Genomic DNA, 19,725 nt, shown 5'->3' with positions numbered 1-19,725 from the left:
GGTCGGCCCGGGCGAACCTATTTAGTGATGCATGAGGGCCGAGCTGAAAGCCGCCCGGGTGATCTGCCCCCCGTTCACCCGTTGCGGCGCTCCAAGCCCCCTTTAGCGCCGGTTCTTCCCCTCCCGGCGCCACGCGCGAACAGCGCGGTTGCGCCTCGCCTCCCCCCAGGCGGGGCGCAACTTTTTTGCGCCCCGCTTTCTTTGAAATGAGATTACGGGGCGCAACTTTTTTGCGCCCCGCCACCTTGAGCCGCTAAGCTCCGCCCCGGCGCGACTCGCGCCGTCACGCATCCCTTTGAAGAAAATTTCATGGCGCGCCTTTTCGACGAATCCGCCGAGCCGCATCTGACGATTTCCGACGCCGAGCTGACGCGGCTTGAAGCGGAGATCCCGATTCTCGCAGGCCTGCGCGCCTTTGCCGAGGAAGCGGTCAATATGCCGTGGTTCTCGAAACTCGGCCGCCCGCTCGATGCCGAGACACGCGCATTGGCGCGTTCCTGGCTCGACGGTCTGGGCTTTCCCGATGCCGAGGTCGCCCGCCTGCGCGACTGGGCCGAAGCCGCCGACGCTGCCGAAACGCTCGACTTCGAACCGGTTCATTGGGAAGCCGAAGAAGGCTTGCGCGCAAGCCTCGCTGCCGACGCGCTGGAACGCGTCAGCGAGGACGGGCTATCGATCGCGATGACGCATGTCTCGGCATTGCTCGGCGAACGCATCGGCAGCGCGGTGCGCGACGCGGCCGCCTTCTGGGAGGTCGAGGACGAGGAACTGCTGAACGCCGCCGCTGGCGCGGCCCTGCATGCCGCTCATGGCGCCGCACTGGCGCTGATTGTCGAGGCCGACGACGATCATCCCTTTCGCCGCAAGTTTTCGCTCTTTGCGCGCGGCCGCTGGCCCATCGGCATTGCCGGCTTGACGCTCAATATTTTCTGAACGCCACCTGCCAGATCGGACAGACCCCCCGTGAATCTCAAAATCGCCACCTGGAATATCAACTCCGTCCGCTTGCGGATCGAACTGGTCGAGCGCCTGCTGAAACAGGAGAAGCCCGACGTGCTCTGCCTGCAGGAAATCAAATGCGTCAACGACGCCTTTCCGTTGAAGGCAATCAAGAAGGCCGGCTATGAGCATGTCGCGATCAACGGCCAGAAGGGCTATCACGGCGTCGCCATCGCCAGCCGCATTCCCTTCAAGAAGATCGAGGCGCGGGAGTTTTGCAAAAAAGGTGACTGCCGTCACCTCGCCGCCGATCTCGACATTCCGGGCGGGTTGCGCGTCCACAATTTCTATGTGCCGGCCGGCGGCGACGAGCCTGATCCCGAAATCAACGAGAAATTCGCGCACAAGCTCGATTTTGTTCGTGAGATGACGCGCCTCTATGAAGGGCACAAGACGAAGTCGAAAAACCGCATGGTGCTGGTCGGCGACCTCAACATTGCGCCGCTCGAACACGACGTCTGGTCGCACAAGCAGTTGTTGAAGATCGTCAGCCACACGCCGGTCGAAGTCGACCTGATGAACGAACTCTACGCCTCGCACGACTGGGTCGACGTGATGCGCCGCTTCGTGCCGGACACCGAGAAGCTCTATTCCTGGTGGAGCTACCGCGCCAAGGATTGGCTCGCCGCCGATCGCGGCCGCCGCCTCGATCACATCTGGGTAACGCCGGCGCTCGCCGACGCGCCGGTCTCGATGAAAGTGCTGAAGGAAGCGCGGGGGTGGGAGCGGACGTCGGACCATGCGCCGGTACTCGCGACGCTGAGGCTCTAGCTGGGGGGCCAGCCTTGGGGGTGAAGACCTCGCCGCCGTCCGCTCCTGGGGTTCCTACCGTTGCCGGTTTTGGAAAGGTCGGGACCTCTCCACGCCGGTCTTTTATTAGGGTAGAAACCCTATAATAGGGTGTTGACCCTATACCGGCAAGAGGGCAGCTTCAGCTTGTGACAAGCATGCCGCTACGTTCATATGTGACAGTTTTTTGACAGTTTGATGACAAAAAGAGCAAAACCCGGTCTGGCGGCCCCCGGAACCAAGGAACGAATCCTTGCCGCGAGCCTCCGCCTCTTCAACGAACACGGTTATGACGCCGTGACGACGGCGCGCATTTCCGAAGAAGTCGGCATCTCGGAAGGCAACCTCTGGTATCACTTCCGCACCAAGCGCGACCTCGTGCGCGCGCACCAGCTGGCGCTCTTTGTGTTGATCGACAGGCGCCTCGCAATCCAGTCGACGCCGGAGACGGTGCTCGAAGCCTATGCGCTCTTCAATCGCATGGTCTTCGAGGAAGTCTGGACCTATCAGTTCCTCTATCGCGACCAGGCCGAATACGGCCGCACCTCGCCCGAGCTCGAAGAACGCGTTCATCGCATCTACGAGATGACGACGACCATGCTGGTGCGATTCTTCCGTCACATGATCAAGGCCGGCCAACTCGACATGCCGGACGACGAACTGACGGCGCTGGCCGACAATGTCTGGATGGTGATCCGATACTGGCCGAGCTTTCTGCGCGAGACGCGCCGCGTCGTGAAACTCGACAAGGCCGCGCTCAATGCCGGCATCCGCCACCACTTCGCGCTCTTCAACACGCACCTGACGCCCGCCGCACGCACTTTCTTCGCAAAGAAGGCCTACGCCTGAACAGCGCCGCCTGCCGGTGCCTCTTTCTTCTTCAGCGTCACGAAAGTCGCCGTCGAACTTGCGGTCGCGATGAGCTTGCCGTCTTCCGACGTCAACTCGCCTTCGATAAAGCCAACCGACTTGCCGCGCTTGATGACGCGCCCCATGCCGAGAATGCGTCCCGGCCGTGCCGGCGTCAGCATCGAAACCTTCAGCTCCAGTGTCGGCGAAATCTGGCCCCATTCGAGATCGAGACCGATGGCGAGGCTCATCACATCGTCGAGCATCGCCGCCACCATGCCGCCCTGAATGCCACCCCACATGTTGCAAAGCTCCGGACCGGCATTGAATGCCACCGTCACGATTCGCTTTTCGCGATCGGCATCGAGAATTTCGAGACCGAGATAGCGACTGGCCGGCGCCATGCGTTTGAACACCGCCTGGATATTCGGCGGCCACTCGTGCTTGGCTTTCACGTCTTTCTCACTCATCGATACCTCTGCCCCTTTTTGTCCCGTTCTGATTTCCTTCAAGCCGCCCGCCAAGGGCCGAGAGCTCATCGCCGAGCGTCGAGAGCCGTTCGGCAAGCCGGGAAGCAACGGCCCCGGCCATCTCGGGAAACTCGCCGATCAACCGCTGAAACATGTCGCGACCGATCCGCAACACGAGAAGCGACGAAACCGCGCGCACCGTCGTCAAGCGCCGCCGCGGCTCGAACAATGCCGTTTCGCCGATGAGGTCGCCGCTCTCGAGACGAAGTGCCTGCGCTGCACCGCTCTCGTTCCGCGCCAGCATCGCCGCCTCACCATCAAGAATGAGAAAGGCGCAATCGGCCTCGTCGCCCGCTTCGAAAAGCGTCGCCCCTGGCGCATATTCGCGCCGCTCACAGGTGAAGGTCAGAACTTCAAGCCGCACCGGATCGAGGCCCGAGAACAGCTCGAGACGTTTCAGCAGGGCAATGGCGGGTTCGAGGCTCATGGGCCGAGCATAGCGGAGGCGCGGGTCCGCGCCAAAGTCCCGATTTGCGCTTGGGCGGCGGCGCCGCTAAGAAGTGCAAACCCTGAAATGGAGCATCCGCAATGGCTTCGCCGACTTCCCCGATCGCCTGGGACTGGCCAGACCCCTTCATCCACGAAGTGACGGTCGAGCCGCAGCACATCGACGACTTTCAGCACACAAACAATGTCGTCTATCTGCAATGGATGGCGAAAACCGCTTGGGAGCATTCGAAGGCACTCGGGCTCGACTTCGCCGTCTACAAGCGCCTCAATCGCGGCATGGTCGTGCGCCGCCACGAGCTTGAATATCTGGCGGCGAGCCATGAAGGCCAGCGCGTTCTCGTTGCCACGTGGATCACCGGAAATGACGGCCGGTTGCGCTTACGCCGTCGCTTCCAGATGGTCAATGCCGAGACCGGAACAACCTTGCTGCGCGGTCTTTCGGATTTCGTATGCATCGATATTGAAACCGGCCGCGCGACGCGCATGCCGCCACAATTCATCATTGCTTACAGACCGACCGCCCGCGTCGAAGGGGACTAAGCCGACAACACGGCCGCCTGGGCCGGGTCGAGATATTCTTCGAGCCGCGTGATGCGTCCATCCTCGACAAGGCAGATGACGCAAGCCGGCATCGCAAAATCGGCACCATCGGCAAGCATGCCGCGCACCACATGCTGTTGCATGAAGCCCCCGGGGATGGCAACCCGCCGCAACACCTCGTAGCGCCGGTCCGGCAGCTTGTGCGCCATCCATCGCAGGACTTTGAGATTTTCTTCGACCGTCTGCTCGCGCTGGCTGAAATTGTGCCAGATGCAGGCATCCGGTGCATAGATGCGCGCGATCGCCTCGGCATCGCCTGCTTCGATCGCATGAAAGAATCTTTCCGCAACAAGAAGCGCTTCGCCGTCCATGCCGACCCCCATTTTTTCAGCCCACGCCCTTTGTCAGGGAACCAGCCGGTAGCCGCCCGTTTCCGTCACCAGGATTTCGGCATTCGATGGATCTTTTTCGATCTTCTGACGCAACCGGTAGATATGCGTCTCCAGCGTGTGTGTCGTGACGCCGGAGTTGTATCCCCAGACTTCGGCCAGCAACACGTCGCGCCCGACAACCTTGGCGCCGGAGCGATAGAGATATTTGAGGATCGATGTTTCCTTTTCGGTCAACCGAACCTTCTTTTCCTGCTCATCGACCAGCAGCTTGGCGCTCGGGCGGAACGAGTAGGGGCCGATCTTGAAGATCGCGTCCTCGCTCTGCTCGTGGCTGCGCAAATGCGCCCGGATACGCGCCAGCAACACGCCAAAGCGGAACGGCTTGGTCACGTAGTCGTTCGCGCCGGCATCGAGACCGAGGATCGTGTCGGAATCCGCGTCGGCGCCCGTTAACATGATGATCGGCGCCTTGACACCCGCCTTGCGCATCAGCCGGCAGGCCTCGCGCCCGTCCATATCGGGCAGCCCGACATCGAGCAGCACCAGATCGACATGCCCGCTGCGAACGTGGTCAAGCGCCACCGCCGCTGTCGGCGCGGTAGAGCAGGAAAACTCCTCGTGAAGATCGAGCTGTTCGACAAGCGCCGTCCGCAGCGCGTCATCGTCGTCGACAACGAGAATCTTTTTGATCGCGCTCATGCAGCCTTCATTGAGAATAACCAAAGCGCTCGATATGCGCTTCGAGGATCGGCATGACGGGGCGCATATGCTTTTCGTATCGCCGCCAGCGGTCAGCCGCACTGGAATAGATGGGCTGCGTCACCTGCGAATAGGAAGGCGTCTTGATCGTCCCGCGCGCCAGCGCATGCGCGGCCGGATCGCTGACAGCCTCACGCCACGGCAATCCAAGAAATTCGAGCGCCGGTTCGATCTCGCCACGCAAATCGGCGATGAGGCTCTCATAGCGGACCTCATGCACCCTGAGCGGCAACAGCGCCCTGTACTTCTGCCAGAGCGTCATCACCCGTTCGTAAAACCGCGCCGAGCCATCGAGCGTCAGAAAATTCAGCATCGCGCCGTTCGGTATGAAGTCCTGCATGAAGCAGGACAACACGCAGTCCGCCGGATGACGCAAGGCAAAGACGATGCGCGCCTCCGGAAACACCCGATGGATGAGACCGGCGTGAACGATATCGAGCGGCATCTTGCTGACAACCGTCTTGCCTTCAAGGTCGGCGCCGGCGACACGCAGCTCGTTCCAGTAGACGCCGCGTGCTGCTGCGCGCCTGCCCTCATCCATGGTCGCGAGCGACTGCGGATAGCCGGCGATCGACTTTCTGACGGCGCGCAGGAAGGGCTGCTCTTCGAAGACCTGAACTTGCGGATGCGCATCGAAAATCTGGTCGAGAAGCGTCGTGCCCGAACGCGGAAATCCGACCATGAAGACCGGCGCTGCCGCATGACCCGGCTCAACACCGCACGCGGGCAGCGGCTGCCAGCTCGACACAAAGTCTTTCGTGTAAGTGTCGATGAGAGCCTGAACCTCGTCGATGAAAGCCGAACGGTTGACTTGACCGAGACTGGGCAGACGCGACGTATGGTCGTTTTGCTGTGTGAAATAACCGAACGACGCATCGATGTCGCCGGTGTCGTGACAAATCTGCGCCAGCTCCGAAGAGACGAGCCGCGCATCGTTCACCGTCACCTTTCTGAGGTCGAGGGCCGCGAGCCGGGCGCGGCATTCGGCAAGCACCGTCTTGTCGCCCTTGTGCAGGCGGCGCCTTGCCTTGGACCAGACGGCCAGCGCGCCGCCGCTTGCCGCGTCGATGGCAAGCGCCTTGTCGGCCCAGGCAAGCGCGTCATCGAGATCGCCGAGCCGCTCATATGTCGCCGAGAGGGTTGTGGCGAGCGGCAATGGAATGTTGGCCAAGCGTTCGGTGGCGCGCAGCAAATACGCCAGCGCGTCGCGAAAGCGTCCGGCATCCGTCGCCGCAGACGCCGCGCGCAGATAGGATCCGGCATTGTCGGGCACGAGCTCGATGAGCTTTTCAAACTCGACGATGGCGGCCGCATAGTCCGCGCTGTCCCGGTAGAGAATGCCGCGGTTGAGAAAAATATCCGGATAGGCCGGATTGAGCGCTTCTGCCCGCCGATAAGCGATCAACGCCTCATCGGCCCTGCCCTGGTCCCGTTGCGCATTCCCGAGATTGACCCAGACATTGACATGTCGGGGCATGAGCGCGGCGGCTGTCGCAATCAGCTTTTCGGCATTTGCGGCATCGCCCTTTCCGAGCGCGACCAGACCCAGCAGATGCAGGGCATCGGGGTTTTTTTGTTCGATTTTCAGAACATGCGCCGCCGCCTGCCCGGCGTGATCGAGGCGGCCGGCGGCGAGATGGGCCCCGCCCAGTTGCAGCAACCGGACAATGTCGTCGGGCGCGGGCGGCATAGCCTGCGCGGCGCCAGGCCGGAAACCATTTGCCTGTCCGTCTGCCGGAAGACCGGCGGCCGGACCGGATCCGCCAAAGGCCGACGGTGGCAGGCCGACGGTTGGCCGGCCACCGCTTTGCGGTTTAAAGAGGGGGCGTTTGGCCGTCCCCGGAAAAGGTGGTTTTTTCGCCATACCCGTCATTCCCGATACGCAGAACGCCCCCGACACCGGCGGCGCGGGCCGGAGTTTGCCATAGCGCGGCCCGGCAACCAACGCGAACCTGACAGATCCGGTCGGCAATTCCTGCCGGTCGGGACCCGCCGGCCGGGCGGAACTCGGCGCCGAAATGGCCACTTTCCGGACCTTTCAGCTTGGCCCGCCATTTGCGTCGGATGCGGGTATGATTGACGCCCTCGCCCATCCCCAGCCGCTTACAGCCGGCAAGCACAACATGGCGTCCGCAGCCTTTGCCGAGCTGCGTGCCGCGCGCCGCGAGGGTCGCGCACCGGACGGGGTGGAGTTGAGCTTCAATGATCTGATCGACACGCTGAACCCGCTCCAGCACATTCCGGTGGTGTCCGAGATCTATCGCGGCCTGACCGGCGATGCGATCAGCCCGCAAGCCCGCATTGGCGGTGGCGCACTCTATGGCGGCCCGATCGGCCTTGTCGCCTCGGTCGCCAGCCTCGCCATCGCCGGCGGCACGGGCGAGCAGGGCCTCGGCGACCAGATTTATGCGGCCCTTTTCAACCCGGAAACGCCGGCCGGAGAGGCCCCGGCACAGATTGCGAGTGCCGCGCCCGCTGGCCGGAATATGCCGGTCGCGCTGCCTGCCGATGCCGCCGCCGGACAAACGGCATCAATCGTCCCGGACAAGTCCGCCGCATTGCCTGTGGGGGGTGGTTCGACCATGCCGCAGCTGAGTTCGGAGGCGTTCGCCGCTTTGATCGGTTCGTTCGACAATCCAGAAACGATCGAAAAAGGACTGACCGCCGTTGCGCCGCGCATGAGCCTCGACATGGAAGGTGCGGACGACGAGGACGACACCGCCGCCGCGCCTGCCGATATTCTGAGCGCGATGAATCAGGCGCTCGACAAGTATGACGCCCTGAAGCACGTACGTTAAGGCTCTCTGGCCAGATAGACGGCCACCGCCTAACCTGACATCATGATGGCGCCTTCCTCCGGCAATCTCGATATTGACGTAACCGCAAGACCGGGTGATTCGCTCGGCCGCCTGATTTTCGGCGACCTCGATTTTCCCTGCGCGCTGGGACGTGCTGGTTTGGTGACCGGCAAACGCGAAGGCGATGGCGGGACGCCGATCGGCCTCTTTCCGCTCCGCGATCTGCGATACCGGCCGGACCGGTTGTCCGCGCCGGCAAGCGCCTTGCCAACACGCCAGATCGCAGCCGACGATGGCTGGTGCGACGCGCCGGACGATCCCGCCTACAACCGTCCGGTCCACCTGCCTTACCCGGCCAGCGCCGAAGCCATGTGGCGCGACGACCATCTCTACGACCTCGTCGTCGTGCTCGGCCACAATGACGACCCGCCACAACCCAGCGCCGGCAGCGCGATCTTCTTTCATCTGGCGAATGAAAAGAATGGCGTCCTGCAGCCAACCGAGGGCTGCGTCGCCTTGCGGCTTGCCGACATGCTGCAGGTGCTGGCGCGCTGCACATCGCAAACCCGGATGCGGATCGACCGCCTCTAGCTGCGCGCACCGAACAGCGCGCTGCCGACGCGCACATGCGTTGCGCCGAAGGCGATGGCCTTTTCGAAATCGCCGCTCATCCCCATCGAGAGTTTCGCCAGACCATTGCGGCGCGCGAGTTTCTCGAGCAGCGCAAAATGCAGAGCGGGCTCCTCGTCAAGCGGTGGAATGCACATCAAGCCCTCGATGGAAAGCGCCCAGTCATCGCGGCACCGGACCAGAAACCCGTCGGTATCGGCCGGCGCGATACCGGCCTTTTGCGGCTCCTCGCCCGTATTGACCTGCACGAAAAGACGCGGCAGCCGCAGCCCCCGATCGCGCGCCTTGACCAGCGCCAGCGCCAGTTTCTCGCGGTCGAGCGTATGAAAGGCATCGAAGAGCCCGAGCGCATCGTCGAGCTTGTTGGTCTGCAGGGGCCCGATCAGATGCAGTTCGAGATCGGGAAACCGCGCCTTCAGTGCCGGCCATTTGGCGGTGGCTTCCTGCACACGATTTTCGCCGAAAATGCGCTGACCCGCCTCGATCAGCGGCACAATCTCATCCACGCCAAATGTCTTCGAAACGGCAACGAGCGTGACATCCCCCGCCGCACGTCCGGCCGCGCGCGCCGCCTCGGCGATACGCGAGCGAATGGCGGCAAGGCGTGCCGCGGGAGAGGTGGCGTCGGAGCCGGTCATTGTCATAGTCTCGAAGCCGCTCGGCAAAAAATGTGTGTCGTAAGGGAGCGAAGCTAGTGGCAGGCAACACGAACGGCAAGCGGCGCGGAAGCGCGAAGGCGCACGCGATGCATCGCGCCGTATCGTATCTCTCGGGCGCACGCGGCGGCATCGCGCTGATTGGCATGACCGACGCGGCGCGTCTGTCCGATCCGCAAATGGCGCTCGACGCGCTGCCGGCCGGATGTGCGCTGGTCTGGCGGGCCTATGATGCCGGCACGACCGCCGCGAATTTGCGGCGGCTGACGGCGCGGGCGCGGGCGAAGAATTGCCTGCTGCTGATCGCCGGCGAACCGAAGCTCTCCCGCCGGCTCGGCGCGGGCGGCCTGCATCTGCCGGAACGCATGCTCGGGCGTCCCTACAGAAACGGATATGCAGCAGTGACGGCCGCCGCACATTCGGAAGCCGCCATTCGCGCCGCCGCACGCGCGGGCGCCGTCGCGGTTTTGATCTCGCCTGTCTTCCCGACGGCGAGCCATCCCGGCACGGCCATGCTCGGCGTCGTCAGATTCGCGAAACTCGCCCGCCTCGCCCGCACACTGGGAATGACCCCTTATGCGCTGGGCGGCATCACGACCAGCGAACATATCCAGCGCCTTGCGGGCACCGGTGCCGCCGGCGTCGCCGGCACAGGCTTTCTTCAGACGTAGTCCGCCGGGACATAACCGAAACGCTCCATTTGCTTTCGATGATCGCGGACGATCCGCGCGATTTGCGACGGCGTCAGCTTGTCGCGCCACTGCGCCGCGCGGCCGTCGCGAAAGAACATCGACGCTTTCTCGGATCGCTCCTTGAAGCCGGCCTCTTCTTCTTGTGCACGAAGAACCCCGAACGACGAATTCCGGATCGCGCGCGTCAGTTTTTCTTCTCCGGCAGCGATACCCAGAAACCGGGTCAGGGCTTCGAACTGCTTTACCGGCTCGGCGAGAAGATCTTCGTACCGGAGAACAATGAGCTGCCGGCGCGGTTGCGCGGTCCAGCTCTCGACATGCGTCGACCACGACATATAAATCTGCGGCACATAGAGCTCGGTCAGTCTGGTCCCGGCGCCGGGCTTTGCGATGTAGTCGATCGCATCCTCGACTGTCATCCCGAAATGATCGGCGAGCGAAAGAACAAGATCGAGCGGATTGCGGACGATGTAGACCGCGCCGGCGGTAACCTCGGCGGTGTGCAACGGCACGCCGAACCATGGCCCGAGATAGTTGTGCGTCTTGACGAAAACTGGATCCGGGAGAAACCTCGTCATCTTCCGGTGACCGGCCGGACGCAGCTTTGCGACCTCGGCCATGTCGAGCCGCTCCAGCGGGCGCGGCGCAAAAGGTTCGTACCAGGCGCGCGCCGAATCGCTCGGGCTGAATGTGTCGAGCCTGTTGATGTCGGCCGGTTCCGGAAGATCGCGCAACAGGTTGAAGAGAAAGGCGCGCATCCAGGTGTTGCCGGATTTGGGATAGGATGCGAGCCAGACAAGCGCGCCCATCAACCGGAGATCCCGGCCCGTTCGCGCTCAGCACGCCGCATCGGACGTTTCCTTGTCCGTCGGCACCGCATCCTTGTAATCATCGGGAATATAGCCGAAGCGCGCCATCTGCTCATGGTGATCGGCGATGATGCGGCGGACCTGCTCGGGTGTCAGCACCTCGCGCCACTGCTCCGAACGGCCTTCGCGGAAGAACGATTCGGCCTTTTTCGAGCGCTCCCTGAAACCCTTTTTCTGTTCCAGCTCCTTCAGCGCCTTGAAGGAGGAATGACGGATCGCGCGCTCGAGCCGCTCCGGCGAGGGTTTCAGCCCCAGGAAACTAGCGACCTGCTTAAAATGCTTTCGAGGTTTATGAAGCAGGTCTTCGTAGCGCATGACCAGCAATTGCGGGCTTGGATGCTGCGTCCAGCTTTTGACATGGGTCGACCAGGACCGGTGAACCTCGAAGACATGCGTCTCAGTTCCCCCCGTTATTGTCTGGTCGTTGGCGAGATGCGTAATTGCCTCGTCGATCGTCTCGCCGAAATGGTGACTGGCGGAGATCGCGACATCAAGCGGATTGCGCAACACATAGATGCCGCCCGCCGTCACATCCATCGTCTGCAACGGAACGCCGTGCCACTCGCCGAAATAATTATGCGTCTTGACGAAAACGGAATCGGGAAAAGCCGTCGTGAAATCGCGATGCACGATAGGCCGCAGCTGCTGGACCTCCTCGGGCGTCAGTTCCTCGGTCGGCTTGCCCGCGCGATGCGAATACCAAGGGCCGGCCGACTCGCCGAGGCAGAAATCGCTAATCGTGTTGATATCGATCGGCTCGGGCTCGTTCCTGAACAGATTATGCAGGAAACTCCGCATCCAAGTGTTGCCGGATTTCGGATAGGAAGCAAGCCAGATCAGCGCACCCATTTCAGCTCCCTTCCGCCTGCAATTCGATCACGCCGTGTTTTCTAGCAAACCGCACCGGCAAAAAAAAGAGAGCGGGCCCGAAAGCCCGCTCTCCGATGATCTTGTGTCCGTTCGGAACGAATGATCGCTTTAGACGATCAGAACGAAACCGAAAGAACGAGACCGGCCGACTGGGAGTCGATATCCGCGAAACCCGGAATTTCGACGGTGCTCATCTGCAGGTCGAGGCCGATATCGACGCCCGAACCGAGATTGTAGCCGCCACCGGTTTGGATGGTCGTCATCTTGGTCGAGAAGCCGCCGCCCGAAATCTCGTCTTGGAGATAGGCGACACCCACCGTCCACGGGCCCGTGCCGTAGGACAGACCCACGGTCCAGACTTCTTCCTCGACAGCGCTCGCTGCGGGAATCGCGGTCGAGAAGCTCAGGTCTTCCGACTGGTACCAGGCACCGCCCAGCGTGAAGCCAGCCAGACCGAGGTTGAGGCCGACGCCCATTTCCTCGGGGCTCGAGGCCGCGATCGGCGCATCGCCCTCGACGTAGAAGCCCGACACACCGACATCGACGCCGCCGAAGGAACCGGCATAGTTGAGCGCCACTTCGAGGACATCCTCGATCACAAGACCGGCCGGGTTGAGGCCGAGGCCGTTCGGGTTCGGACCGTTGAGCGAAGTCTCCGGCGTATAGGAGAGGCCGAGCTGGAAGCCGGCGAAACGCGGCGTGAAGTACGACACCTTGTTGGCATCGGCCGCCATCAGCGAGAAGGTCGAGTGACGGAACGCAAAACCCAGCGTCGTCGTTACCACCGGACCGGTCGCGGTCACGGACCCTGCCGTGAAGGTCTGATTGGCATTCAGAATGTTCGGGCTGTCAACACCGTTGCCCGGCACGAACCAGGGCGAAGTGTAGTGCATCTTGAAGGCCGAACCATCCGTGCCGCCGATTTCGAACCGGCCGAAACCGCCTTCGAGATAGGCGAAGAGTTCACGGAAGCGAGCGTCGTTGGTGCCGCCGCCGACGACCCAGTCATCGCCGAGCGAAAGCGTCGCGATGACACCGGCAACCATGCCGTTGTCGAGCGTGCCTTCAGCCTTGATGTCGATGTTGCGCGCGACGAGCTTGACCGCCGTGTCGTTGTAGGAGGTGCCGCCGCCGACCAGGAAGAGGTCGCCCGGAGCCGGCACGGCCGGGAACGCGCCCGGCAGATTGTCGGCGTCGATGACGTAGAAGCCGGCGGTGACCGTGCCGCCGACCGTGACGGTCAGCGGATCGCTCGCAAGCGCCGGACCGGCGATCAGGCCGGCCGAGACGAGAGCGGTCGTCCCAAGGAGAATCTTTTTCATGTGTTCCTCGCAGTATCAGCTAAAAGCTGTTCCATTCGCACGTGCCATCGGAAAACCCCCCATGGCCGCGTTCATCGCCGGGCCGACTGAAACTGCCCCCCGAGCGCGTGACCCGATTAATCCGTTGATCCCCCCTTCGGGTCAAGCGAACCGGCGCGCATCACGAAGGAATGTCGGCGCATGTTGCGGAAAGGGCACAAATCGGCCTTCTTTGGTTAATGAATGGTGACCAGCACCGGCCTTCAGGCAGGTGCGGTCGGCTGGGCGACTCAACAACGATGCGGGTTCCCGCTATCGGGGTTCGAGTCGCGGAAGGCCGAAATTCACCGGCCGGCGCGGTGCCGCAACCAGCCACGATTGTGCTTTGAGAGCAACAGTCCGGGCGCGGCAAAGCGCGACAACGACCGAGATTGCGGGAGCCCCACTAATCTCGCTATAAAGGCGCGACAGAGATGCATGGCGCGCCGGCTGCGAGGCGCGCCCGGCACCCGAATTTACTTGCTCTCCACAAGCCCTTGGCGCAAGAACCGGCAGGCGGATGAGTGAGAGAGGCGTAACGCGAGAGGCTTGCCGTAAATTGATGACCTATACCGGAACGAAAGGCGCCACCCGCGCCGCCGCCGTGCTGGCGTTTGCCGCCATTCTCGGCCTGACCGCCTGCGGTCCCTCGACCTCGAATTATCCGGGCCGCCCGACCGGCCAGGGCCCCAACAACCCGACCGGCGAACAGCAGCGCGAATCGATTTTCGGCGAAGACGGGCTGACGCTTTTCGGCGGCAGTTCGAAGGACGCGGTTGAAGGCTCGGGCATCGGCGTCAACAGCTTCCTCTGGCGCGCCTCGCTCGACACCATCGCCTTCATGCCGCTGACCTCGGCCGATCCCTTTGGCGGCGTCATCATCACCGACTGGTATCAGGACCCGAAAACACCCGGCGAGCGCTTCAAGGTCACGGTCTATATTCTCGATCGCCGCCTGCGGGCCGACGGCGTGAAAGTGGCGGTTTTCCGCCAGACTCGCTCCGACAAGGGCGAATGGATCGACGCGGCGGTTGCCGGCAACACGCCGCTGCAGATCGAAAACGCCATTCTGGTGCGCGCGCGCCAGCTCCGCATCAGCACCATTGAGGCGACCGAGCGCCGCTAGCGGTCCGGATGAGAACGGACCGGCCGACAATCATGTCCCCACGCCCCAACGAACGTTACAACGCGCGCGAAGCCGAGCCGAAATGGCAAAAGGTCTGGGAGGACCAGCGCACCTTCCGCACCCGTGACGATGCCGGCGCCAGCGGCCGCCCGAAATATTATGTTCTTGAAATGTTCCCCTATCCGTCGGGGCGCATTCACATGGGCCATGTCCGCAACTACACGATCGGCGACGTGATCGCGCGTTACAAGCGTGCCCGCGGTTTCAACGTGCTGCATCCGATGGGCTGGGACGCCTTCGGCATGCCGGCCGAAAACGCCGCGATGGAAAAGAGCGTCCATCCCAAGGGCTGGACCTACGACAACATCGCCGCGATGCGCACGCAGTTGAAGGCGATCGGCCTCGCGATCGACTGGGACCGCGAATTCGCCACCTGCGATCCTGAATATTACGGTCAGGAGCAGGCGCTGTTTCTCGATTTCCTCGCGGCCGGTTTCGTCAGCCGCAAGAAGAGCACCGTCAACTGGGATCCGGTCGACAACACCGTGCTGGCCAACGAGCAGGTGATCGACGGCTGCGGCTGGCGCTCGGGCGCGCCGGTCGAGCGCCGCGAGCTGACGCAGTGGTTCCTCAACATTTCGGATTTCGCCGACGACCTGCTGGCCGGCCTCGACACACTCGACCGCTGGCCGGAAAAAGTGCGGACGATGCAGCGGAACTGGATCGGCCGTTCGGAAGGCGCGAAGGTTTTCTTCGCCGTCGACGGCGTCGAAGGCGCGCCGGACTACAAGCTCGAAATCTTCACGACGCGTCCCGACACGCTTTTCGGCGCCAGCTTCTGCGCGCTCTCGCCGCATCATCCGCTGACGCAGAAGCTGGCGGCGGACAATGCCGAGTTGCAGGCCTTCATAAAAAAATGCGACCAGATCGGCACCTCGGAAGAAGCGATCGAGACGGCCGAGAAGATGGGCTTCGATACCGGCCTCAAGGCGCGCCATCCCTTCATCGACGGACATACGCTGCCGGTCTATGTCGCCAATTTCGTCTTGATGGAGTACGGCACCGGCGCAATCTTCGCCTGCCCGGCGCATGACCAGCGCGACCTCGACTTCGCGCGCAAATACAAGTTGCCGGTCATTCCGGTCGTCGCGCCGAAGGACAGGGACGCGGCAGCGCAAGCCGCTTTTGCCGAAGAGCTTGCCGCGCATGGAACGGATGCCTTTACCGGCGACGGCGTGGCGATCAATTCGGATTTCCTGAACGGGCTCGATGTGACGGCGGCAAAACGCACCGCCATCGCAAAGCTCGAGGCGATGGGCCTCGGTGAAGGCACGATCAATTATCGCCTGCGCGACTGGGGCATTTCGCGCCAGCGCTACTGGGGCTGCCCGATCCCCGTCATCCATTGCGAGGCTTGCGGCACCGTGCCGGTACCGCGCGCGCAATTGCCGGTGCTGTTGCCCGACGATGTAAGTTTCGACAGGCCCGGCAATCCGCTCGACCGGCATCCGACCTGGAAGCATGTCGATTGTCCGAAATGCGGCAAGCCCGCGCGACGCGAGACCGATACATTCGACACCTTCGTCGACAGCTCCTGGTACTTCGCGCGCTTCTGTGCGCCGAACGCGGTAACCCCGACCGACCGCACCGCGACCGACAGCTGGCTGCCGGTCGACCAGTATTTCGGCGGCGTCGAACACGCGATCCTGCATCTGCTCTATGCGCGCTTCTTCACCCGCGCCATGCACAAGACAGGTCATCTCGATGTCGAAGAACCTTTCGCCGGCCTCTTCACGCAAGGCATGGTCAACCACGAAACCTATCGCGATGCGAACGGCCAGTGGGTGCCGCCTTCCGAAATTGCCATTGAAACGGTCGGCGGCGCGCGCATCGCAAAGCGTCTGAGCGACGGCGGTCCCGTGACCATCGGCGCCATCGAAAAAATGTCGAAGTCGAAAAAGAACACCGTCGACCCGGAAGACATCATCGCGCAATACGGCGCCGACACCGCACGCTGGTTCATGCTGTCGGACAGCCCGCCCGAGCGCGACGTGCAATGGACGGATGCCGGCGCCGAGGGCGCCTGGCGCTTCACCCAACGGGTCTGGCGTCTCGTCACCGGCACGCCGGACGATCTGGCGCCGAAGGGCACCGCCCTGCCCGCCGACCTTGACGCGGCGGCGCTCGGCCTGCGGCGCGTCGCGCATCAGGCGCTGGCGGCGCTGACCGACGACATTGAAAATCTGCGCTTCAACCGCGCGGTGGCACGGATCTACGAGCTTGCCAATGCGATTTCCGCCTTCAACCCGGCCAATGCCGGCGGCAAATGGGCCAAGCGCGAGGCGCTGGAATATCTGGTCCTGATGATCGCCCCGATGATGCCGCATCTGGCGGAGGAATGCTGGGCGGCGCTCGGCCACGAGACGCCGGCGGTCGATACCGAATGGCCGGTTGCCGACAAGGCCCTCCTCGTGGAAGACTCCGTCACGATTGCCGTGCAGGTCAACGGCAAGCGCCGCGACGAGCTGACGATCGCCCGGGACGCGGACGTGGAGACGGTCGAGCGCGCAGCGCTGGCGCTTGAAAAGGTGGAGAAGGCGATCGATGGAAAAGCGGTTCGCAAGGTCATCGTCGTACCAGGCAAGATCGTCAATGTCGTGGTTTGATCTTCGCCTCGGCGCGCTGCTGCTCGCCCTGCTGGCGCTGCCGGCCTGCGGCTTCACACCGCTTTACGCCGAGCATGGCGACAGCGCGGGCGTCACCGCCGAACTGGCGATGCTCGACGTCAGGGCGCCCGAGACCGATCTCGGCCGGGCGCTGAAATACGGACTGCTCGACCTTCTGTCGTCATCCGGCAATCCACCGGCCAATCCGGCCTACCTGGTCGAGATGACGCCGTCGCTTTACGAAGAGGATGTGGCGATCGAGCCCGATGCCGACGTGACGCGCAAGAATGTCGTGCTGGTCGTTCCCTTCCGCCTCGTCGACACCGCGACCGGCAAGCCGGTGCTGCGCTCGGTGGCGCGCTCGCGCACTTCCTACAACCGCGTCACCTCCGAATTCGCCAACATCACGGCGGCGCGCGACGCCCAGGCGCGTGTGGCCCGCGCCGTCGCCGACGACATCAAGCTGCAGCTCGGCGTCCATTTCAACCGGCAGCCGCGCGCGGCGGACGCTACCCTGTGATCGAAAGGCGAAGCACGCCTTGAAAATCAAGCCACAGGATGCGGATCGTTTTGCGGCAAAGCCGCCGACCGGGATCGTGGCGGTGCTGGTCTATGGACCCGATGCGGGTCTTGTCCGCCAGCGGATCGAAGCGCTGGCGCTGAGCGTTCTCGACGATCTCGCCGATCCCTTCCGGCTTTCCGAAATTTCCGACAGCGATCTGAAAAGCGATCCGGCGCGGTTGGCCGACGAGGCCGCATCGATCTCGATGCTGGGCGGACGCCGCGTCGTGCGTCTGCGCGGCATCGGCGATAGCGCATCGAAGACGGTGGCGTCGTTTCTCGAAAATCCGATCGGCGACGCGCTGGTGCTGGCCGAAGGCGGCGAACTCGGTCCGCGTTCGTCCTTGCGGTTGCTGTTCGAAGAGGCGGCGAACGCCGCCGCCCTGCCCTGTTATGCCGACGACGCGGCAACGCTTGGCGATGTCATCCGCGCGCGGCTCGGCGCGGCGGGGCTGAGGCCCGATCCGGCAGCACTCGATTATCTGCTCGCCCATCTCGGTTCCGATCGCGGCGTGACGCAGAACGAACTTGAAAAGCTGGTGCTCTATATGGGCGTTGGCGAGAAAGGCGCGACGCGCGAAGTGACGCTGACCGACGCGCGCGAATGCATCGGCGACAATGCGGCATCCAATCTCGACGCGGTGATCGACGCCACCCTGGGTGGCGATCTCGAAAATCTCGACACCGCGCTGGCGCGTGCACGCGCCGCCGACACCAATGCGATCGTGATCTTGAACGCGTTGTCGCGACACATGATGCAATTGCAGCTCGCCGCCGCGCGCGTCGAAACGGGAAGCGACATTGGCGGCGCGATGCGCGGCTTTCGCCCGCCCGTCCATTTCAGCCGCAAGAATGTGGTGACGCGACAGATCCAGATGTGGAACCGCCGCCGGCTCGACCGCGCGCTGGCGCTGGCGCTCGAGGCCGAGGGCCAGTGCAAGACCACCGGCAATCCGGCCGAAGCGATCTGTGGACAGACATTGTTCAGAATCGCGCAAGCTGCACGGCCCGCGCGGCGCTGATTGTGACAGCGATTGTGACAGCGGAAATGGCAGCGAACCCCCCCTCTGTCACAAAACTGTCAAAAAACTGTCACAAACGGACTTATCCCCGCCTTGCGTAGCCCGGGACGAATCGGCCGCGGCAGGAAAGTCACAGCAGATGGCATCCCGGCCACACGGGGATAAGTGGATCGCGCTGACTATCTTGCCATAACGCGGCCCCGGCGCCGCCGCGCGCGGCGACACACATGACGCGCGTCAGACGGAGATAATCCGTATCCGGATCAATTCATCTTCTGCGCGGTGCGGCCGGCCAGCCGCCGGCAGATCTCGTCGAGCTGCTCGAGCGTCTTGTAGGCGATTTTGACTTCGCCGCCCTTGTCGCCCGAAAAGCTGATTTCGACCTTGAGGCCGAGCTGATCGGAAATGTTTTTTTCCAGCGCCAGCGTGTCGGCATCCTTTTGCGCCTTCGGCAGTGCCTTTGGCCGTGTCGGCGACGGCGCGGTCTCGGCCTTGCGCGTCAGCGCTTCGGCCTCGCGCACCGACAAGCCCTTGGCGACGATCTGCTGCGCCATTTCCTCGGCCCGCGCCTGGCCGATCAGCGAGCGCGCATGACCGGCGGTGAGCCGGCCTTCCTCGATCAGCGCCTGGACGGGCTTGGGCAGCGACAGCAGACGCAGCGTATTGGCGACATGGCTGCGGCTCTTGCCGATCAGCTGCGAAAGCTTTTCCTGCGTATATTCGAATTGCAGCATCAGACGGTCATAGCCGGCCGCCTCCTCGATCGCGTTGAGATCGGCGCGCTGCACATTTTCGATAATCGCGATTTCAAGTGATTCGGCGTCCGACAGTTCCTTGACGATGACCGGAACCTGGTGGAGCTGGGCGGCCTGCGCGGCGCGCCAGCGGCGCTCGCCGGCGACGATCTCGAACGCGTTCGGATCGCCGGCGACCGGACGCACGACGATCGGTTGCAGGATTCCCTTTTCGCGGATCGAGGCGGCCAGATCGTTCAGCGCCTCGGTCTTGAAGACATGGCGCGGCTGAAACGGATTGGCGCGCAGGAATTCGATCGGCACCTCGCGGACGCCGCGCGGCGCCTGTGCGTCGCGATCGCCCAGGGCAAAGGCCGTATCGTCGCCGATCAGCGCCGCCAGACCGCGGCCAAGACGGCTCGGGGTTTCATCCGCCATCGTCATTCTTCCTTT

At 63.3% G+C, this 19,725-nt stretch carries 21 protein-coding genes; 11 read left to right on the top strand and 10 right to left on the bottom strand.

Annotated elements, in window-relative coordinates; all coding sequences use genetic code 11:
- Positions 1 to 309: 309 nt before the first annotated feature.
- The 3 genes from Q7V31_RS01635 (at position 310) to Q7V31_RS01625 (ending at position 2,637) form a co-directional block, all read left to right on the top strand.
- Positions 310 to 933: a hypothetical protein gene (locus tag Q7V31_RS01635; RefSeq protein ID WP_304732072.1), complete on the top strand. Its 624-nt coding sequence runs from the start codon at positions 310 to 312 to the stop codon at positions 931 to 933.
- Positions 934 to 963: 30 nt separating this feature from the next.
- The gene (locus tag Q7V31_RS01630; RefSeq protein WP_304732070.1) at positions 964 to 1,770 is read left to right on the top strand and encodes an exodeoxyribonuclease III; all 807 of its coding nucleotides are present in this window, start codon (positions 964 to 966) and stop codon (positions 1,768 to 1,770) included.
- A gap of 216 nt (positions 1,771 to 1,986) precedes the next feature.
- A complete protein-coding gene (locus tag Q7V31_RS01625; RefSeq protein WP_304732068.1) occupies positions 1,987 to 2,637 on the top strand; it encodes a TetR/AcrR family transcriptional regulator in 651 nt (216 codons plus the stop codon).
- Here the strand turns inward: Q7V31_RS01625 and Q7V31_RS01620 are convergent.
- Both Q7V31_RS01620 and Q7V31_RS01615 read right to left on the bottom strand, forming a co-directional pair.
- Positions 2,628 to 3,107, bottom strand: coding sequence for a PaaI family thioesterase (locus Q7V31_RS01620; protein WP_304732066.1), 480 nt, complete (start codon positions 3,105 to 3,107; stop codon positions 2,628 to 2,630). The two genes, Q7V31_RS01625 and Q7V31_RS01620, sit on opposite strands and share 10 nt — an antisense overlap.
- Complete coding sequence (locus tag Q7V31_RS01615) at positions 3,100 to 3,594, bottom strand: cyclic nucleotide-binding domain-containing protein (protein WP_304732064.1); 495 nt, start codon at positions 3,592 to 3,594, stop codon at positions 3,100 to 3,102. Before Q7V31_RS01615 ends, Q7V31_RS01620 begins: the two co-directional genes overlap by 8 nt.
- 101 nt (positions 3,595 to 3,695) lie before the next feature.
- Here Q7V31_RS01615 and Q7V31_RS01610 point away from each other — a divergent pair, with 101 nt between their 5' ends.
- Positions 3,696 to 4,157 carry a thioesterase family protein gene (locus Q7V31_RS01610; RefSeq protein ID WP_304732062.1) on the top strand — a complete coding sequence of 154 codons (462 nt, stop codon included), beginning with the start codon at positions 3,696 to 3,698 and terminating at the stop codon, positions 4,155 to 4,157.
- Here Q7V31_RS01610 and Q7V31_RS01605 read toward each other — a convergent pair.
- The 3 genes from Q7V31_RS01605 to Q7V31_RS01595 are packed head-to-tail and all read right to left on the bottom strand — an operon-like array spanning position 4,154 to position 6,998.
- Positions 4,154 to 4,528 (bottom strand): nuclear transport factor 2 family protein, encoded by a 375-nt coding sequence (locus tag Q7V31_RS01605; RefSeq protein WP_304732060.1) that lies wholly within the window; start codon positions 4,526 to 4,528, stop codon positions 4,154 to 4,156. The two genes, Q7V31_RS01610 and Q7V31_RS01605, sit on opposite strands and share 4 nt — an antisense overlap.
- 33 nt (positions 4,529 to 4,561) lie before the next feature.
- Positions 4,562 to 5,248 carry a response regulator transcription factor gene (locus tag Q7V31_RS01600; protein WP_304732058.1) on the bottom strand — a complete coding sequence of 229 codons (687 nt, stop codon included), beginning with the start codon at positions 5,246 to 5,248 and terminating at the stop codon, positions 4,562 to 4,564.
- A 7-nt stretch (positions 5,249 to 5,255) separates the two neighbouring features.
- Positions 5,256 to 6,998: a tetratricopeptide repeat-containing sulfotransferase family protein gene (locus tag Q7V31_RS01595; protein WP_304732056.1), complete on the bottom strand. Its 1,743-nt coding sequence runs from the start codon at positions 6,996 to 6,998 to the stop codon at positions 5,256 to 5,258.
- Positions 6,999 to 7,380: 382 nt separating this feature from the next.
- On the opposite strand from Q7V31_RS01595, the gene Q7V31_RS01590 reads away from it, so the two are divergent.
- The gene (locus Q7V31_RS01590; protein ID WP_304732055.1) at positions 7,381 to 8,106 is read left to right on the top strand and encodes a hypothetical protein; all 726 of its coding nucleotides are present in this window, start codon (positions 7,381 to 7,383) and stop codon (positions 8,104 to 8,106) included.
- 45 nt (positions 8,107 to 8,151) lie between these two features.
- Entirely contained in the window at positions 8,152 to 8,697 is a 546-nt protein-coding gene (locus tag Q7V31_RS01585; protein WP_304732053.1) for a L,D-transpeptidase, read from the top strand.
- Here the strand turns inward: Q7V31_RS01585 and Q7V31_RS01580 are convergent.
- Positions 8,694 to 9,380, bottom strand: coding sequence for a YggS family pyridoxal phosphate-dependent enzyme (locus Q7V31_RS01580; protein WP_370690617.1), 687 nt, complete (start codon positions 9,378 to 9,380; stop codon positions 8,694 to 8,696). The two genes, Q7V31_RS01585 and Q7V31_RS01580, sit on opposite strands and share 4 nt — an antisense overlap.
- 50 nt (positions 9,381 to 9,430) lie before the next feature.
- Here Q7V31_RS01580 and Q7V31_RS01575 point away from each other — a divergent pair, with 50 nt between their 5' ends.
- A complete protein-coding gene (locus Q7V31_RS01575) occupies positions 9,431 to 10,063 on the top strand; it encodes a thiamine phosphate synthase (protein WP_304732049.1) in 633 nt (210 codons plus the stop codon).
- Here the strand turns inward: Q7V31_RS01575 and Q7V31_RS01570 are convergent.
- The 3 genes from Q7V31_RS01570 to Q7V31_RS01560 form a co-directional block, all read right to left on the bottom strand.
- Positions 10,054 to 10,893: a sulfotransferase domain-containing protein gene (locus Q7V31_RS01570; RefSeq protein ID WP_304732047.1), complete on the bottom strand. Its 840-nt coding sequence runs from the start codon at positions 10,891 to 10,893 to the stop codon at positions 10,054 to 10,056. The two genes, Q7V31_RS01575 and Q7V31_RS01570, sit on opposite strands and share 10 nt — an antisense overlap.
- 27 nt (positions 10,894 to 10,920) lie before the next feature.
- Complete coding sequence (locus tag Q7V31_RS01565; RefSeq protein ID WP_304732045.1) at positions 10,921 to 11,802, bottom strand: sulfotransferase domain-containing protein; 882 nt, start codon at positions 11,800 to 11,802, stop codon at positions 10,921 to 10,923.
- Between the two features lie 137 nt (positions 11,803 to 11,939).
- Positions 11,940 to 13,145, bottom strand: coding sequence for a porin (locus Q7V31_RS01560; RefSeq protein WP_304732044.1), 1,206 nt, complete (start codon positions 13,143 to 13,145; stop codon positions 11,940 to 11,942).
- A gap of 580 nt (positions 13,146 to 13,725) precedes the next feature.
- Between Q7V31_RS01560 and Q7V31_RS01555 the strand changes: the two genes are divergently transcribed.
- Genes Q7V31_RS01555 through holA form a run of 4 tightly spaced genes read left to right on the top strand, consistent with a single transcriptional unit; the run spans position 13,726 to position 18,538 of the window.
- Entirely contained in the window at positions 13,726 to 14,289 is a 564-nt protein-coding gene (locus Q7V31_RS01555; protein ID WP_304732042.1) for a DUF3576 domain-containing protein, read from the top strand.
- Positions 14,290 to 14,321: 32 nt separating this feature from the next.
- Entirely contained in the window at positions 14,322 to 16,955 is a 2,634-nt protein-coding gene (gene leuS, locus Q7V31_RS01550; RefSeq protein ID WP_304732040.1) for a leucine--tRNA ligase, read from the top strand.
- Complete coding sequence (locus Q7V31_RS01545) at positions 16,942 to 17,475, top strand: hypothetical protein (RefSeq protein ID WP_304732038.1); 534 nt, start codon at positions 16,942 to 16,944, stop codon at positions 17,473 to 17,475. Before leuS ends, Q7V31_RS01545 begins: the two co-directional genes overlap by 14 nt.
- Before the next feature lie 19 nt (positions 17,476 to 17,494).
- Positions 17,495 to 18,538 carry a DNA polymerase III subunit delta gene (gene holA, locus Q7V31_RS01540; protein ID WP_304732036.1) on the top strand — a complete coding sequence of 348 codons (1,044 nt, stop codon included), beginning with the start codon at positions 17,495 to 17,497 and terminating at the stop codon, positions 18,536 to 18,538.
- A gap of 263 nt (positions 18,539 to 18,801) precedes the next feature.
- Here the strand turns inward: holA and Q7V31_RS01535 are convergent, their stop codons facing one another.
- Positions 18,802 to 19,716 (bottom strand): ParB/RepB/Spo0J family partition protein, encoded by a 915-nt coding sequence (locus Q7V31_RS01535; protein WP_304732034.1) that lies wholly within the window; start codon positions 19,714 to 19,716, stop codon positions 18,802 to 18,804.
- Positions 19,717 to 19,725 lie beyond the last annotated feature (9 nt).

This window comes from Parvibaculum sp., from assembly GCF_030651915.1.
In the GTDB taxonomy this organism is placed as follows: domain Bacteria; phylum Pseudomonadota; class Alphaproteobacteria; order Parvibaculales; family Parvibaculaceae; genus Parvibaculum.
This window is presented reverse-complemented; position numbering and strand designations above follow the sequence as displayed.

Bases quoted from the DNA above. Each gene is read 5' to 3' on its own strand.
- Q7V31_RS01635 (WP_304732072.1), top strand. From the start codon at position 310: ATGGCGCGCCTTTTCGACGAATCCGCCGAGCCGCATCTGACGATTTCC.
- Q7V31_RS01625 (WP_304732068.1), top strand. From the start codon at position 1,987: ATGACAAAAAGAGCAAAACCCGGTCTGGCGGCCCCCGGAACCAAGGAA.
- Q7V31_RS01620 (WP_304732066.1), bottom strand. From the start codon at position 3,107: ATGAGTGAGAAAGACGTGAAAGCCAAGCACGAGTGGCCGCCGAATATC.
- Q7V31_RS01615 (WP_304732064.1), bottom strand. From the start codon at position 3,594: ATGAGCCTCGAACCCGCCATTGCCCTGCTGAAACGTCTCGAGCTGTTC.
- Q7V31_RS01610 (WP_304732062.1), top strand. From the start codon at position 3,696: ATGGCTTCGCCGACTTCCCCGATCGCCTGGGACTGGCCAGACCCCTTC.
- Q7V31_RS01605 (WP_304732060.1), bottom strand. From the start codon at position 4,528: ATGGACGGCGAAGCGCTTCTTGTTGCGGAAAGATTCTTTCATGCGATC.
- Q7V31_RS01600 (WP_304732058.1), bottom strand. From the start codon at position 5,248: ATGAGCGCGATCAAAAAGATTCTCGTTGTCGACGACGATGACGCGCTG.
- Q7V31_RS01595 (WP_304732056.1), bottom strand. From the start codon at position 6,998: ATGCCGCCCGCGCCCGACGACATTGTCCGGTTGCTGCAACTGGGCGGG.
- Q7V31_RS01590 (WP_304732055.1), top strand. From the start codon at position 7,381: ATGATTGACGCCCTCGCCCATCCCCAGCCGCTTACAGCCGGCAAGCAC.
- Q7V31_RS01585 (WP_304732053.1), top strand. From the start codon at position 8,152: ATGGCGCCTTCCTCCGGCAATCTCGATATTGACGTAACCGCAAGACCG.
- Q7V31_RS01580 (WP_370690617.1), bottom strand. From the start codon at position 9,380: ATGACAATGACCGGCTCCGACGCCACCTCTCCCGCGGCACGCCTTGCC.
- Q7V31_RS01570 (WP_304732047.1), bottom strand. From the start codon at position 10,893: ATGGGCGCGCTTGTCTGGCTCGCATCCTATCCCAAATCCGGCAACACC.
- Q7V31_RS01565 (WP_304732045.1), bottom strand. From the start codon at position 11,802: ATGGGTGCGCTGATCTGGCTTGCTTCCTATCCGAAATCCGGCAACACT.
- Q7V31_RS01560 (WP_304732044.1), bottom strand. From the start codon at position 13,145: ATGAAAAAGATTCTCCTTGGGACGACCGCTCTCGTCTCGGCCGGCCTG.
- Q7V31_RS01555 (WP_304732042.1), top strand. From the start codon at position 13,726: ATGACCTATACCGGAACGAAAGGCGCCACCCGCGCCGCCGCCGTGCTG.
- leuS (WP_304732040.1), top strand. From the start codon at position 14,322: ATGTCCCCACGCCCCAACGAACGTTACAACGCGCGCGAAGCCGAGCCG.
- Q7V31_RS01545 (WP_304732038.1), top strand. From the start codon at position 16,942: ATGTCGTGGTTTGATCTTCGCCTCGGCGCGCTGCTGCTCGCCCTGCTG.
- Q7V31_RS01535 (WP_304732034.1), bottom strand. From the start codon at position 19,716: ATGACGATGGCGGATGAAACCCCGAGCCGTCTTGGCCGCGGTCTGGCG.